This window comes from Algoriphagus sp. Y33 (assembly GCF_014838715.1).
GTDB lineage: Bacteria > Bacteroidota > Bacteroidia > Cytophagales > Cyclobacteriaceae > Algoriphagus.
In genome coordinates this window covers 3,291,522-3,306,713 of the sequence record NZ_CP061947.1, presented here as the reverse complement: position 1 = coordinate 3,306,713, position 15,192 = coordinate 3,291,522, and the positions used below count along the sequence as shown (strand labels likewise).

11 protein-coding genes are annotated in these 15,192 nt (G+C 42.2%); 5 read left to right on the top strand and 6 right to left on the bottom strand.

Going from position 1 to position 15,192, the window contains the following annotated elements; translation table 11 throughout:
• Positions 1–2: 2 nt before the first annotated feature.
• A complete protein-coding gene (locus ID165_RS13260; RefSeq protein ID WP_192085318.1) occupies positions 3–1,232 on the bottom strand; it encodes a pitrilysin family protein in 1,230 nt (409 codons plus the stop codon).
• A 479-nt stretch (positions 1,233–1,711) separates the two neighbouring features.
• Here ID165_RS13260 and ID165_RS13255 point away from each other — a divergent pair, with 479 nt between their 5' ends.
• Positions 1,712–3,004, top strand: coding sequence for an aminopeptidase P family protein (locus ID165_RS13255; protein ID WP_192085317.1), 1,293 nt, complete (start codon positions 1,712–1,714; stop codon positions 3,002–3,004).
• Between the two features lie 277 nt (positions 3,005–3,281).
• Here the strand turns inward: ID165_RS13255 and ID165_RS13250 are convergent, their stop codons facing one another.
• Together ID165_RS13250 and rlmD are read right to left on the bottom strand one after the other, a co-directional pair.
• The gene (locus tag ID165_RS13250) at positions 3,282–3,659 is read right to left on the bottom strand and encodes a hypothetical protein (protein WP_192085316.1); all 378 of its coding nucleotides are present in this window, start codon (positions 3,657–3,659) and stop codon (positions 3,282–3,284) included.
• Positions 3,656–5,062 (bottom strand): 23S rRNA (uracil(1939)-C(5))-methyltransferase RlmD, encoded by a 1,407-nt coding sequence (gene rlmD / locus ID165_RS13245; protein WP_192085315.1) that lies wholly within the window; start codon positions 5,060–5,062, stop codon positions 3,656–3,658. Before rlmD ends, ID165_RS13250 begins: the two co-directional genes overlap by 4 nt.
• A 395-nt stretch (positions 5,063–5,457) precedes the next feature.
• Here rlmD and ID165_RS13240 point away from each other — a divergent pair, with 395 nt between their 5' ends.
• The 4 genes from ID165_RS13240 (at position 5,458) to ID165_RS13225 (ending at position 11,933) form a co-directional block, all read left to right on the top strand.
• A complete protein-coding gene (locus ID165_RS13240) occupies positions 5,458–6,279 on the top strand; it encodes an SDR family oxidoreductase (protein ID WP_192085314.1) in 822 nt (273 codons plus the stop codon).
• Complete coding sequence (locus ID165_RS13235; RefSeq protein ID WP_192085313.1) at positions 6,280–10,161, top strand: AAA domain-containing protein; 3,882 nt, start codon at positions 6,280–6,282, stop codon at positions 10,159–10,161.
• A gap of 141 nt (positions 10,162–10,302) precedes the next feature.
• Positions 10,303–10,638 (top strand): helix-turn-helix domain-containing protein, encoded by a 336-nt coding sequence (locus tag ID165_RS13230; protein ID WP_192085312.1) that lies wholly within the window; start codon positions 10,303–10,305, stop codon positions 10,636–10,638.
• A complete protein-coding gene (locus tag ID165_RS13225) occupies positions 10,632–11,933 on the top strand; it encodes a type II toxin-antitoxin system HipA family toxin (protein ID WP_192085311.1) in 1,302 nt (433 codons plus the stop codon). The genes ID165_RS13230 and ID165_RS13225 overlap by 7 nt, the downstream gene beginning before the upstream one ends.
• A gap of 8 nt (positions 11,934–11,941) precedes the next feature.
• Here the strand turns inward: ID165_RS13225 and ID165_RS13220 are convergent, their stop codons facing one another.
• The 3 genes from ID165_RS13220 to ID165_RS13210 all read right to left on the bottom strand — a co-directional run bounded on the left by ID165_RS13220 (position 11,942) and on the right by ID165_RS13210 (position 15,049).
• A complete protein-coding gene (locus ID165_RS13220) occupies positions 11,942–13,063 on the bottom strand; it encodes an ATP-binding protein (RefSeq protein ID WP_192085310.1) in 1,122 nt (373 codons plus the stop codon).
• Between the two features lie 106 nt (positions 13,064–13,169).
• On the bottom strand, positions 13,170–14,054 hold the full coding sequence (locus ID165_RS13215) for a DUF72 domain-containing protein (protein ID WP_192085309.1): 885 nt from the start codon (positions 14,052–14,054) through the stop codon (positions 13,170–13,172).
• 224 nt (positions 14,055–14,278) lie between these two features.
• Positions 14,279–15,049: a YdcF family protein gene (locus tag ID165_RS13210; protein ID WP_192085308.1), complete on the bottom strand. Its 771-nt coding sequence runs from the start codon at positions 15,047–15,049 to the stop codon at positions 14,279–14,281.
• Positions 15,050–15,192: the final 143 nt, after the last annotated feature.

The following is a 15,192-nucleotide window of genomic DNA, read 5'->3' as shown; positions in this document are numbered from 1 at the left end:
GATTATTGAGGGGTATAGGTGAGAAAGGTCAGCATGTCCGGATTGAAGATTTCACTCGCGATTTCCTGTATATCTTTTCCTGTAGTTTTTCTGATTTGATTGAAGATGTTTTCCAAAGGATCTACTTTATCGTGATCAAGTAAGCTTTTGCCATAGACCAGCATCAAAGCGGAGTAGTTTTCCTCAGCTATTGCCATTTGTCCTATAGCTTGCTCTTTGGCCATATGAAGCTGAAGTGTTCCCAAAGTCCCGTTGGCCAACTTGCTCATTTCTTTGAGAACAAGTGATTGGGCTTTTTTCAGCGTTTTGCCCTCTGTGCCAAAGTAAATCCCAAAGAAACCTACATCTGAAAAAGGCTGATAGCTGGATTCGATACTGTAGACATAACCATGTTTCTCACGGAGCATGAGGTTTAGACGGCTGTTCATACTGGGGCCTCCCAGGATGTTGTTGAGAAGATAAAGCTTAAATCGATTGGGATTGTAAAGGGAGAATGCCGGTCGGCCAATAGCACAGAGTGACTGACTGACGTCCCGTTCCTGGATTTTTACCTTAGGTGTATAATTAGTGAAGTTATTTCGGATATATAGACTTCTTTTTGTCTGGATCTGGGACAAAGAGCCTTCTATTCCGCGCAACACTTTCTGAAAAGAAATATTTCCCACAACTGAAAATACCAGTCTGGAAGTGTCCAATCGGGTGGATATAAAATCGAAGAAGTCCTGCTGTGTAAAGCTTCCGACTGTTTGTTCTGTACCCAAAATATTTCTCCCCAGCGCATGATTCTCAAAAACCAGCTCATCCAGTTCATCCTGTATCGCATCATCGGGCGAATCCCGATACATGGCCATCTCCTCTAAAATAACTTGACGCTCCTTTTCGATCTGTTTTTCAGGGAAAGTACTATTGAAGGTGATGTCAAACAGTAATTCGGAGGCTTTGCCGTAATGTTCCTTAAGGGTGGAGGCATAGAAGCAAACCTTCTCTTTGGTGGTGTAGGCATTGAGTTCACCACCGAGTGATTCCAGTCGATTGAGTATATGGAATGTTTTGCGCTTTCTAGTACCTTTGAAGGCCATATGCTCCCAAAAGTGAGCCAACCCTTCTTGTTCTTTGGTCTCGTCTCTACTCCCTATATCTAATATAAATCCACAGTGAACTAGTCTGGTATGGGTAACTTCCTGATGGACAATCCGAATGCCGTTACTTAGTTCTTTGATGTTTAATTCCATGCTATAATTTACCCTTTCGGTAATATACAAAGTAACGCAGGAAATTGGTTCTTGGTGAATTTCTAACCTAATTTTCACCATAGAATTAGTAACTTTCCGTTTCAGAATCAGAAAAAAAAGGGGCAAATCGAGCCTGTTTGGCGGCAGACAGACATGTCAAATGCGTTACATGGAAGGATGATTATCCGTAATGCGGGATTCTCCCGATCCGCCGCTGCGGACGGGACAGATTATGGCCGCTAAAAAGTAAATTATAAACGTATGAAATCGACACGATTAAAATCATCATTGAAACACACAGGGTTCCGCCGGTTGGCGGGTTAATCGTTAAAGATTCCACCCCGACATATCGGGACAGGTAATGACCATTGAAATCAATTATAAACAGATGAAATCGAGCATGTCGAAGACGACACACAGTGGGATGATTATAAACCGTGCGAGATTCCATGTGGCCAATAGAAAACAATTATAAACACATGAAATATCAACCTCTTTCCAGTTCACTTTATATCAAGAATCGCGAGAAATTTTGCTACAAGCTTGCCGAAGGAAGTGTGGCAGTTTTCCATTCCAATGACATCATGCCTACCAATGCTGACGGGACGATGCGTTTTCGTCAGAACAATGATTTATTTTACCTGACAGGAATAGATCAGGAAGAAACCATCCTGTTGGTAGCCCCTGACTGCCCTAATCCACACATGCGGGAAATTCTTTTTCTCAGGGAAACCAACGAGCATATTGCAATTTGGGAAGGGCATAAATACACCAAGGAAGAAGCCGAGGCCACTTCCGGCATCAAAAATATTCAGTGGCTGGCGAATTTTGACCAGGTCTTCAATACAGTAATGGCACTTTGCTGCAATATCTACCTGAATACCAATGAGCATTTGCGTGCCGGTGTAGTAGTAGAAACCAAGGATGCACGATTTATCAAAGAGTGCAAAAAGCGCTTTCCGCTACATACTTACCACCGTTCAGCTCCTATCATGCATAAGTTAAGAGGAGTAAAGGAAAAGGAGGAAATTGATCAGTTGCAGACTGCATGTAATATTACAGAGAAAGGGTTTAGAAGAATTCTTTCTTTTGTAAAACCCGGGGTCACCGAATATGAAATCGAAGCTGAATACCTGCACGAGTTTGTAAGAAACCGTAGCAAAGGATTTGCCTATGAGCCCATTATCGCTTCCGGTGCATCTGCCTGTGTTCTCCATTACATCGAAAATCATAAGGAATGTCTGGCAGGTGAAATGCTTCTGATGGATGTGGGGGCAGAGTATGGAAATTACAATGCGGATATGACCCGTACCATTCCGGTGAGCGGTAGGTTTACGGAGAGACAGCGGGCCGTTTATGATGCTGTATTGCGGGTGCAAAAGGAGGCTTCACGCATTTTGATCATTGGAACAACTATTCAAGACTATCACAAGGAAGTGGGATTGATCATGCAAAGTGAATTGGTTGGGTTGGGATTGATAGACCAGACAGATATCAAAAATCAGGATCCGGCTTGGCCCGCATACAAAAAGTACTTTATGCACGGTACTTCCCATCATCTGGGATTGGATGTACATGATGTAGGCACGATGCATGGACCGATCAAGCCGGGGATGGTATTTACCGTGGAGCCGGGGATCTATATTCCAGAAGAGGGTCTGGGAGTCAGATTGGAAAATAATATTGTGATTCAGGAAGGGAAAGGCTATTTTGATCTGATGCGAAATATCCCTGTTGAAGCTGAGGAGATCGAGGAATTGATGAATAGTTGATTGAGTTCCTGCTGCTTTCAGGAAGAAAGTAGATTTCCCATTGAAAGTGCGGGTACCTACCTATCAATAGGTGGATCTCACTCACTGGAAAAAGGTGGCTGAGGGTAGCCCGTGATGACACGAACGGCGGCTTGGCAATAATTGCGAATGCTTAAGATCTCTCTTCTTTGAGCGAAGAAACTCACAGAAGCTTTCAGCTTTATAAAGCGTACTACCTTAATCAAAAAAAGCTTTACCCAAGTTAAGGGTAAAGCTTTTTTTGATGTCCGTACATGAATTAATCATTGGGATAAGGGATATACACAAAGCTGGTAAATGCTCCGTCCATCACAAAAAGGCAGCAAAATTCATCAGGGTCTTTGTAGGATTTTTCGAATTCAGGCAACGCTTCCTCAGCGATTAATTTTCGCTGCACAAACTCATCTACATAGGTCATGAAGTAATTCCAGTCCAGTCCTTTCTCCTCTTTTCCGACAAAGATTTTACCTATAGGCTGCATTTCTTTCGAGATAGGGAAAATCGGGTAATCTGAGAATTTCCGTGTTCTGATCTGATAGGAAGCTTCTTTAAGCGCATCTGAGATCTTTATAAAATCACTGGTAATTGTACCCAGGTATTTTCCACTCAGTTCGGGATCGTTGAAATCTGAAATCATGATTTTAAAGTTAAGAGTACGACATTTTCTACATGGTAGGTTTGTGGAAACATATCCACGGGCTGCACTTTTTCCACTTTATATTTTTCGCTTAGAAGTGCCACATCCCGGGCCTGAGTGGCGGGATTGCAGGATACATACACTATTTTTGGCGCATTCAGTCTTAGAAGCATCTGTACTACTTTTTCATCCATTCCGGCACGCGGAGGGTCGGTAATAATCAAATCCGGTGCGGCATGATTTGCGATGAACTCATCGTTTAGCATGTCTTTCATATCCCCCGCGTAGAAGAGCGTATTGTCCAATCCGTTGATTTCCGAATTAAGCTTTGCATCTTCTATGGCAGCCGCTACGTACTCAATTCCGATTACTTGCTTGGCCTGTTTGGCTACGAAGTTGGCGATTGTGCCGGTGCCGGTATAGAGATCGTATACGACCTCATTGCCTTGCAGATCGGCAAAGTCACGGGCAACTTTATATAGCTCGTAAGCCTGCTCCGAATTGGTCTGATAGAAGGATTTTGGGCCGATCCGGAATTTCAATCCTTCCATTTCCTCTTCTATATAGGACTGTCCCGAGAAAGTGACCAGTTCTAGGTCATGGAAAGTTTCATTTCCTTTGGTATTGATGACATAGAGAAGAGAGGTGATTTCAGGGAATTTTGCATTCAAATGCCGCATCACCATCTGAATTCCCTCAGGATCATTTTCTCCAAACTGTACAATCACCATAGCTTGACCGGTGCTGGTGGTGCGGATAATCAGATTCCGAAGCAGGCCTGTTTGATTTCTAATGTCATAAAAGCTTAGTTGCCTAGTCAAGGCAAATGCTCTAAGTTCATTTCTGACCTCATTTGATATGCTTCCCTGCAGATAGCAATGATCCACATCGATGATTTTGTCAAACATCTTCGGAATATGAAATCCCAGGGCGTTTCTGTCAAAATCCTCTCCCGAGCGGATTTGATCAAGAGTCAGCCATTTTTTATTGGAAAAAGTGAAGTCAAGTTTGTTTCTGTAATAGCGGGTTTTTTCTGAACCCAGCGTCGGCCATACTTCGGGAATGTCCACTTTCGCAATCCGCTGAAACTGGTCTACAACCTGCTGGCGTTTGTAGGTTTTCTGCAGGTCGTAATTGATGTGCTGCCACTTACAACCGCCACATGTGCCGAAATGCGAGCAAAATGGATCGATTCTTTCTTTGGAATACTCGTGGAAATTGACGGGTTCCCCTTCCATGAAAGAGTTTTTTCCTTTCGTAATCCGTACATCTACCACATCTCCCGGAGCAACTCCCGTTACAAAAACCACTTTTTCCTCATGATGTCCCAGACATTTACCCTCCGAGGCAATCCGCTCGATAAGTAGGTTGGTGATCACCTTGTTCTTCATTTTTCGCGACATGGGCGCAAAATTAGAAAAAAAAGACGAGGAGGTTTACTAGAAGGAGAATTAGGGAGAAAAATGGAGCGGTTATTCTGTTAGTTGGATGAATAGCTGTCCTTTCTATTATGACAGCTAATCTCATTTAGAGGGTTTTCAGCGATATATACACAAACGGGAGAAAAACTCTTTATGTGGAAATCCTTGTCCAACTTGGTCTTTATATCCCTCGTACAATGAGCTATACCTTATAAAAAGTTCTGAATAGGAAAACTTAAAAATTGAAATTTTGGTTAAAAGTTGGTCCAGTAGGGATGTTACTAATTGATTGGGATATTGGATGAATCAATTTAGATGCTCTTCTAAACCCGAACTTGAAATTTAAAAATCACAAATTCAGTATCTTTGAATCATCAATGAAACAAGATAGTCTTAAAGATAAAGTAGTTATTGTCACAGGAGCCACCTCGGGAATAGGAGAGTCCTGTGCCAGAGTTTTTGGAAAAACAGGCGCTAGAATCGTTATTACAGGTAGAAATCAGGAGAAATTGGATGCCAGCAAGGCAAAATTGGAAGCGGAGGGGATAGCTGTTTTTGCGGTTTTGGCCGATGCAAGTGTGGTGGATGACAATAAGCGAATGGCTGAAACGGTTATTGCGGAATTCGGCAAAATAGATATCTTAATAAACAATGCGGGGATTTCGATGCGTGCACTGTTTGAAAATCTTGATTTCGAAGTCTTTCATAAGGTGATGGATACAAACTTCTGGGGCACAGTCTATGCCACTAAGTTTTGTCTTCCCTCAATTGTTGAAAATAAAGGTACGGTAATAGGGATTTCTTCCATCAACGGTTTTCGTGGGACACCCGCCAGAACGGCCTATACGGCCAGTAAATATGCCATGAACGGATTTTTTGAATCATTACGGACTGAGGTGATGAAAAAAGGAGTACATGTATTGGTGGCTTGTCCCGGATTTACAGCCTCAAATATTCGAAAGAATGCACTTACTGCACATGGTTCTTCTCAGGGAGAATCTCCCCGGGATGAATCAAAAATGATGAGCTCGGATGAAGTTGCCGAAGAGATTTTGATGGCAACTTTAAAAAGAAAACGTGATTTGGTGCTGACTACCCAAGGTAAATTACTGGTGTTTTTGAATAAATGGATGCCGGGTAGGTTGGACCATATTGTCTATAATCAGATGGCTAAGGAAAAAGACTCACCTTTCCATTAAATGCCTGAATCGATTTTTCAGACTTACCGGAATCGATTGGTAGACCTGTCTTCCAAAAACAGGTCACTTTATTTGCCTAATACTGAGGGATTTGGGGTTGTAGATCTGAAAGAGTTGGATTTTTTGAATGGAGAAAATAGCTTTGAGATCATAAGAAAGGTTATTTCCTCAAAAAAAGCATTTCCTTTAATTCCCGAATCTGATCCTAGGCTTGCCGGCGTTAATACATATTCAAAGATATTTTCAAGACTTTCTTTTCGGGATCAACTGACAAAGGAGGAAACGGGCGAGCGATCTTTATTTCTGGGATGGCCCTTCGTGGAAGGGAAATTAATCAACGGGTATGTTCTTAGAGCCCCATTGTTACTTTTGAGTGTTGATGTTCAGCTCGATAATGGGCAATGGATTCTTGTGAAACTGGATGAATGGCAATGGAATCCGGCTTTTCTCTTGGCTTACAGTCATGGCTATGGGAAATCCTTGGATACGGATTTTTTGAATGAGTCAGTGCGGGGGCTGTCGACTGACGCCACAACGTTTAGAACTGAGTTTTCCAAGATTCTCCATGACAATTTTTCCATTCAGCTAAGTTCTTCGCTATTTGAAGATCAGTTGATAACCTTCCCTGTTTCGCAAGTGAGTGTGGATTCAGGCAAATTTCAAGATGGAAAGCTGGCGTTGAAAAACTATGCCCTGTTAGGCCAATTTGCCCAAAAGGGTAATTATCTCTTTGCGGACTATGAAAAACTGGAAAGCGGGTTTGGTGAAATAGGCTTGGAGGAGTTGTTCACCAAGCACTTTGCGGCTGATGAAAACCAGCCCTTACTTAGAGAAGAACAGCTTTTTCCGGCGTTTCCTTTGGATGCTTCCCAGGAAAATGTCTTGATGAAAGTCCGGCAGGGAAGAAGTTTAGTGGTGGAAGGACCTCCTGGAACGGGTAAGTCTCAGTTGATCGCAAATTTAGTTTCTGACTATTGCTCAAGAGGCAAAAAAGTGCTGGTGGTTTCTCAAAAGAGAGCAGCTTTGGATGTGGTCGTTGAGCGGATGACATTGGCCGGTTTTGGTGATTTTCTAGGTTTGGTGCATGATTTTCGGGTAGATCAAAAAGTGCTTTTCCGCAAGGTAAAAGCTCAAATCGAAGCTATTGAGTCTTATCAGGAGCATAATAGAGGCATTGATTCTATTCAGTTGGAGCGGGAGATTTCTCAATACTCCAAGGTGATTTCAAGACTTTCGGAGAAATTCGAGGTTTTTCGCACGGCATTGTTCGATGCGAAAGAAGGGGGGATGCCTATTAAAGCTATGTATCTGAAGGCAGATTTGAAAAAGCCGTTTTTTGAAGATCAGGATTTAACGAAGCTGGATTATCAGAAAGCGCAGGATTTTGAAAAATCCTATAAAATCTACCATTCGTATCAGTTACAGTTCAAAGGATCTTTTTGGGAAAAGAGAGTCTCATTTGCCCATTTCGAGCATGTGGTTTTTCCGAGAATTATCCAGGGTTTGAATGAAATTGAGTCTTTTAGAGCGAAATGGGTAGCAGAAGATTCTGATCTTCACTTCGAAAAGCTAGCTGGTCAGATTTTGGCAACTAATGATTTTGCATCAGTTGTAAATTTGCTCAATGATAAGTTGAATCGATTGGAGAAACCTGAATTAGCCATTTCGGCGATTTTTGATTCGAAGGTTCGATTAGCACTGATCAAGGGTCACAATTGGATGTTATCCTCAGTCGAAAAGCTTCAGCAGCTTTCATTTGGAATATCGTCCAATCCCGAAAATCTTTCCACTCTTGAAACTGAACTTGATATATTGGAAGCAAAATCAAGCTCATGGTTTGGGAGAATCCGGATACAATTGAATAAGAGCAAATTCCCGTTGACTTTTGATATTTTGGACAAATCGAATCTGAAACTTGACTCAAAAACCATATCGGGTATTCGCACTGAACTTGAGACTTTCAAAGGATTAAGTGCTGAATCTGCGGAGTTTTCAAAAATGAAAGAGGTAGAGTTTGCTGAACTTTCTGTTGAAGGGTTAGGAGATCGGCTTGGATTATTATTACAAATTCTTGAGTGGGTTGATTTATGGGAGAGTCGAAAGGAACTGCATTCATTGGCTTGCCGGACAGCAGACGGTTTTAAAGCCTGGCTTGACAAGGTTTGCGAGTTTTCGGAATCATTTCAGAACTCATCGATCAACTGGAAAGCTTACCTGAGTGATGAGCAGATTTTGCATGTTTTTCATAATAGAGCTGTTGCGATTGGTCCTGAATCGAACTTAAACCGGATTTTTTCGGAGCTTGTATCTTTCGATAGATTTCTGGAAAATTCCTGTCCGATTACGATTTCACTTGCTGAGAAACTGGAAAAGGAATATCCGCAATCGGGTAGTAAGGATCAGCTGGGAGCATTTTGGAATTCATGGTATTTGGCATGGATAGTTTACTTGGAGGTCAAAAATCCTGTTTTGGCAGAAGCGGGAAGTCTCGCGATGCAACATGAGTTGGCAGAATTGAAAGAAGCGATTCTTGAAAAAAGGAAGATAGCTAGGCATATTGCTTTGCTTAGGCTTCGGGAGCAGATCACAGGCGGACTGGAATTTAACCGTCTGGGAAATCGACTGACTTATCGGGATTTGCTTCATCAGGTGAGTAAAAAGAGGCAGCGTTGGTCGATCAGGAAGTTATTGGAAGAAATGGGAGAAGAGGTCTTTCGCTTGTTGCCCTGTTGGTTTGCCAGTCCTGAGACAGTTTCTGCATTGTTTTCATTGGAGCAGAATTTTGATTTGGTGATTTTTGATGAAGCATCACAGTGCCGGGTAGAGCGTGGACTGCCCTCCATGCTACGGGGCAAGCAGGTGGTAATTGCGGGTGATTCCAAGCAACTTCGCCCTTCGGATTTCTATCAGGTAAAATGGGAATCTGATGAGGAGGGGCTGGAGTATGAGAGGGAATCCCTACTTGAGTTGGCTGGGGATCTTTTTGAAAAACACCAACTAAAAGGCCATTACCGCTCAGCTGATCCTGCGTTGATTCATTTTTCCAATGCACATTTCTATGAAAATCAGCTGGATACTTTACCTGATTATGCGACTTTTATTACTGCCGGTCCGGCATTTACATGGGAGAAGATCGAGGGGATTTGGCTTAATCAGGTAAATAAAATAGAAGCAGATGCAGTTGTTTTGAAAGTCGAAGCTATTCATCATTCGTCTCCTCTGGATAGCATCGGGATCGTGACGGGGAATTATTTTCAAATGGAATTGATCCGTGAAAATCTTTGGAAAGCGGGTTTCATAGACGTGGGAATCAAAGTGCGAAATATTGAAAATGTGCAGGGAGATGAGTTTGATCAGGTGATTTTGTCCTTGGGTTATGCTCCCAACCCCGAAGGGAAATTGGTCACTAATTTTGGATTGCTAGGTAAGTCAGGTGCAGAAAATAGACTGAATGTGGCCATCACCCGGGCCAGAAAGAGAATGCATGTAATTTCCAGTATTGAGCCTGTTGATTTCCGCCCCGGTCAACTTAATAATCCCGGATTGGCCTTACTGCGGGAGTTTCTTTCTTTTGTGCAGACACAGAGTGAAAATCCTTCCAGTGCTTTTACCGCATCTATAAACGAGGGCTATGAGATTGATTGGAGCTTAAAAAACAAACTGTTGAAATCTGAATTCTTTTATTCTGCAGAGGTCCCCTCTACTTTAATGGACTTGATAATGAAAGATGCTGATGGCGGAAAGAGGGCTGTACTCACTGATGATCAGCGATTTTTTAATTCGTCTACAGCAAAAGCAGCTTTAGCATATCATCCTATTTTGCTTGAGCAAAAAGGCTGGAACTATGAGTGGAAATGGAGTCGATCTAATCTCTATTCTTAAGAAATTTTTGAATGATTAATCAGTCATTACAAGTAATATTAGACTTAAAGACTGATTAATCATTCCTTAATAATATTAAATAATGTATGATAATTCAGTCGTTAATTTGTATATTTGTGGATAATGAATGATAGTTAAGTCATGGATTACAATCAGCTAAGTGATACTGCAATTCTCCATCAGCTAGGACGCTTTGTGAAGCATCATCGGATGGACCAAAATAAATCCCAAGAGCAGCTGGCTACTGCTGCAGGGATTAGTAGGTCTACTTTGAGTCTTCTGGAGCGCGGTGAAAAAGTGAATCTAATCACCTTGATTCAGGTGCTTCGGGTGTTGGATAAGCTACAGTGGCTTGAATCCTTTGAGGTGAAGAAGACAATCAGCCCCATAGATTACATCAAGCTTCAAAAGAAGCACGAAAGACAGCGGATTCGTAATTCTGATAGGGCAGCAGAAAATCCTCCTTCAGAATGGTAGTGGCAGCAGAAATCCGGATTTGGGATAAACTTGTCGGAGCGGTTCTTTGGGATGATTCAGAGCAGTTGGGGAGTTTTGAATTTCATCAGGATTTTCTTCGTTCCGGGCTGGATATTTCCCCTGTAAAAATGCCCTTAAGTCAAGGAAATAGAGTGCATGCATTTCCTGAGTTGCGAAGAGCCCGGGGTGATGCTTTTGATACCTTCAAGGGGCTTCCGGGCTTACTGGCGGATATGTTGCCGGATAAATACGGCAATCAGCTGATCAATACATGGTTGATCCAAAATGGCAGAGTGGCGGACAGTCTCAATCCTGTAGAGCAACTCTGTTTTATAGGAAAACGGGGAGTAGGGGCCTTGGAGATCAGACCGTCCCTTCGGGATGAAACGATCAAAGCCAGTTCGATCGAAATAGACAGCTTGGTCAATATCGCCGGCAAAATTCTCAATTCCAGAGAAGATTTTCAGTCAAATCTGACCGGAGAGGAGCGGTCTGCCTTATCGGATATTCTTAAAATCGGTACTTCTGCGGGAGGAGCCCGCGCTAAAGCCGTAATAGCGTACAACCCCAAAACAGGAAAAGTAAAAAGTGGACAGGTGAAAGCTCCTTCTGGATTTTCGTACTGGATCATTAAGTTTGATGGGGTTCACGATTCTCAATTTGGTTCCACACTGGGTTATGGTCGGGTAGAAATGGCCTATTTTCTTATGGCTCAATCCGCTGGAATCGAGATGAGTGAATGCCGATTATTCGAAGAAAATGGCAGGGCGCACTTTATGACCAAGCGTTTTGATAGACATGACGATGGTCAGAAAATCCACATGCAAAGTTTATGTGGATTAAGACACTTTGATTTTAATCAGGTGGGGGATTACAGCTACGAACAGGTGTTTGAGACGATGAGGATGCTAAGGCTTTCCTATCCGGAGGCAGAGCAGATGTTTATTCGTATGGTGTTTAATGTGTTGGCCAGAAATTGCGACGATCACACGAAGAACTTCGCTTTTTTGATGGATAAAGACGGTAAATGGAAGCTTTCGCCGGCTTATGATATTTGCTATGCCTATAGGCCTGGAAGTGTATGGGTAAGTGCCCAGTCCTTACTGGTCAATGGAAAAAGGGAGGGAATACAGCATGCTGATTTTTTGGAAGTTGCCCACAAAATGAACATTAAAAAACCCGAAGAAAAGATCGATGCTGTCGTCACTGCGATCAAAAAATGGAAAGAGTTTGCTGAGGAAGCAAAAGTAGATTCGGAATTGCGGGATGGTATCGCTTCTACGCTTTTGGTGTGATATGCAACTTATAGTCTGGCCATCCATCGGGCAAGCTGGACTTCATGGACCAGGTAGTATTCTTCGTCTTTGATGACTAATTCTAATTTTTCCAATGCTTTCAGTGCAGTTCTGACTGTGCTTGCAGCACCTAGGTTGTGCTTTTGCAGAAAATCCTTGCTCATCGGATTTTGCAGCGGTTCTTCTTTGGCAATAGCCCGGAATACATTCCATTGGGCTTTGGTGAGCATTTTTTGGAAGTTGGCAAATACGGACTGCTGCTGCGTCAGAATCTGATCAAAAACCACATCGAGAGTAGAATCGGTTATTTTTTTATAGTTGGCGAAAAGCTGGTTGCAGATTAGCTGGACGGTGTAAGTCTGTCCGCGGCTCCAGCGGTAAATCTTCTCAATTGAATCCGGGCTGATTGACTTTTTTGCAGCTTGAAAATGGTGCAGGATAAATTCAGTGTACGCAGCCAAGGCAATCGGCTGGAGCGATTCAAGTTGGGAACTTTGATAAAACGGCCGCTTTTTCTCCGTAAACATTGCCTCCATCAATGTCCTGTGGCTGCCGCTGAAAATGAATCTCACTGCCGGAATCTGCTGCACCCAAGTGCGGAACACTGCCTCCGCCTTCACATTTTCGTAATCGGCAATCTGCTGAAACTCATCGATGGCGATTACTATCCTCTTTTTTCGGGCAAGCAGAAACTCTCCCAGTGCTTTGAGAGATTGGTCTTGTTGTCCTGATTTGATGATTCCAAGGGTGATTTCCGGCAGTCCCGTCAGCCCGTTGAAATGGATGGTGGCACCGATGGATCCGAATAATTTTTGTATTGCGGCACTTAGTCCGGACGTGGTTTTTCCGTATTTTTCATAGATAGCTGAGGCGATGGATTGAATGGCTTCATCCATATTCTGTGAAACTAACAAATCTATGTAAATCGTTTCGTAGTCCTTTGAAGTTTCTAATTCTTCAAAAAGACGATGAATAAGTGCTGATTTCCCCAATCTTCTCCAGGCATAAAGCACTACATTTCTATCATTTTCTATATGTGAAATGAGCATTTTTAGATCGTTTTCACGATCAAAAAAATAGTCTTTTCCCTGATATGTGTTGATTACAAATGGATTGAAAGGCTCTTTCATGATTCTGATTATTCAGTATTACGCAAAGTACGTCACGCAAAGTACGTAACGTAAAGTACGTCATAAATATTCAAATCATCAAACCAGCCTTGATTTAATTCTCCTTTTAAAATCCAAGGGGATTGTCAGGGGAATTGGGGATTTTCAGAGAAAGGTTAAGCTCCTTGTTTAGCATTTTGATGAAATGTTCTGCAAGAAGCGGTGATTCCTTTTCCACATTCTGATGGATAAAGAAATAGAGCTTTTGCAGGCCTTGGGATCTCCACACCTTGATTCTCTCCACCCAGTCTTCAAGTCGCGTATAATCACTCGCATGATTGGCACCTACGTATCGGATGAAAGCGGCATTATTGGAAAGCCGCATATGCAGCATGTCTCTACGTGCAGCCGCATCCACGATGATATTGGTGATATCATTATTCTTTAAAATTTGATAGTATGCATCAAAGACTTCGCCTTTAAACCAGTCTTCATTGCGAACCTCGATTGCCAGTGGAACTCCTTTGGGGAAGTCTTGGGCAAAGCCTTCTACCCGGTCTATAAACTTCGGTTTGAAATTGTCAATCATCTGTAGAAATACCATTCCCAGTTTTTCTTCAAACATGCTTACAGAATCAGCAAATTCATCAGTCAGATTCTTGACATCATTAAGCCTGCGGTAGTGGCTGACGGATTGACGGATTTTAGGGAAAAACTTAAAGCCTTCCGGGGTTTTCTCTTTCCATTGCACAACCTGATTTTTGTCGGGTGAGTTGTAAAAAGTCGCATTGAGCTCAATAGAATTAAACTGCCTTGAGTAATAAGTCAGCTCATCTTTGGTGCCCCGGGGATAGAAGCCTTTGAGATCTGCTTTGTTCCACTTGGCGCAGCCCACATACACTTCAAAAGGGGCGTCACTTTTATATTTCTTAAGTGTCTCAGCCGTGTCAGGGTGATCAGGCGGTAGAGTGAAGTCAATATTCTCAGGATGATCTGTGCTGCCAAATTTCATATTCAGTATATTTTTAATTTAGAGTTAAAGCGTAGAGATTATAAATATTCTTTATGATTATCCGCCTATTTCAAGTAAAAGACAAAAGCATCATAGGATTCGGAAAACACTGTCGTCAAGGCCACTTAGGTCACCCGTCATCCCCGCCTGCCGTCGGGCAGGGGGCTTCTGTCCAGTAAAGCAAAGAGAATATGGTTACTGGCATCATTGCGGATAATCACATATCAAATATACCCGACTAACTTATATACTAAAATCCCGATCCATTCCTTTGACAATTTGTGCCAGTTTTCGATTGATGAAGGGTTAGGATATAAAAATGCAGGAAGGTCATATTTTGTGTCATGACTGTAGTAGTCTGTTGGGAAAGTTTGGGTTTTTAAACCTGCCTTATCAAAGCACCCTTTCGCTCTATACATGTGAAAAGCAGAAGTGATCAGCAAAAATTCCTGATTTGTATCAATTCCTTTTGCATCTAAAAACTCCTTCGTAAACGCTGCATTTTGAGCAGTATTTTTCGATTTATCTTCGATCATAATGTCTTCTGCAGGAACACCGGTCATCAACAAAAACCGCTCCAAAAGCTCAGCTTCTGATTGAGGATTGACAGGATTTAGACCCTGACCGCCTGTGATAAGAATTTTCTTGATTTTCCGTTCCCGGTATAGCTGCAATGCATGTGTGATCCGATCAGCACCTTTATTGAAAAAAGTACGGTCATATGCTGTTTTGCTCAGGTTGGTTACACCGGTAAGCACGATGCCGATTTCATGATTTTTCACCTCATTGAAGCCCTTAAATTCAGGTTCCCAAGCCAGCATCGCTTGATTTGCAATAAACTGATTGGAGAAAAACCAGAGTAGTATCAATCCGATCCAGAGACATCTTTTCCCCCATTTTTTCCTGATATACAGCAGTCCAAATAGCCATAAAAGCGATATAATCGTCAGTGGCATTGCAAGAAAGCTCAGGAATTGGGATAGATAGAAAAACATGAAGGTGATTTGATATTTGCCGTAAAGAAAGCTGGGAAATGATCAATTATCCAATTATCAATGGTCAAATTCAATGTACAATTATCAAGTGGGGTATGCTTTGAAAATTGAGAATTGAATTTTGTCTCTTATGTATATCTACT

Coding starts and splice junctions, on each gene's coding strand:
- ID165_RS13260 (WP_192085318.1), bottom strand. CDS start 1,232: ATGGAATTAAACATCAAAGAACTAAGTAACGGCATTCGGATTGTCCAT.
- ID165_RS13255 (WP_192085317.1), top strand. CDS start 1,712: ATGAAATATCAACCTCTTTCCAGTTCACTTTATATCAAGAATCGCGAG.
- ID165_RS13250 (WP_192085316.1), bottom strand. CDS start 3,659: ATGATTTCAGATTTCAACGATCCCGAACTGAGTGGAAAATACCTGGGT.
- rlmD (WP_192085315.1), bottom strand. CDS start 5,062: ATGTCGCGAAAAATGAAGAACAAGGTGATCACCAACCTACTTATCGAG.
- ID165_RS13240 (WP_192085314.1), top strand. CDS start 5,458: ATGAAACAAGATAGTCTTAAAGATAAAGTAGTTATTGTCACAGGAGCC.
- ID165_RS13235 (WP_192085313.1), top strand. CDS start 6,280: ATGCCTGAATCGATTTTTCAGACTTACCGGAATCGATTGGTAGACCTG.
- ID165_RS13230 (WP_192085312.1), top strand. CDS start 10,303: ATGGATTACAATCAGCTAAGTGATACTGCAATTCTCCATCAGCTAGGA.
- ID165_RS13225 (WP_192085311.1), top strand. CDS start 10,632: ATGGTAGTGGCAGCAGAAATCCGGATTTGGGATAAACTTGTCGGAGCG.
- ID165_RS13220 (WP_192085310.1), bottom strand. CDS start 13,063: ATGAAAGAGCCTTTCAATCCATTTGTAATCAACACATATCAGGGAAAA.
- ID165_RS13215 (WP_192085309.1), bottom strand. CDS start 14,054: ATGAAATTTGGCAGCACAGATCATCCTGAGAATATTGACTTCACTCTA.
- ID165_RS13210 (WP_192085308.1), bottom strand. CDS start 15,049: ATGTTTTTCTATCTATCCCAATTCCTGAGCTTTCTTGCAATGCCACTG.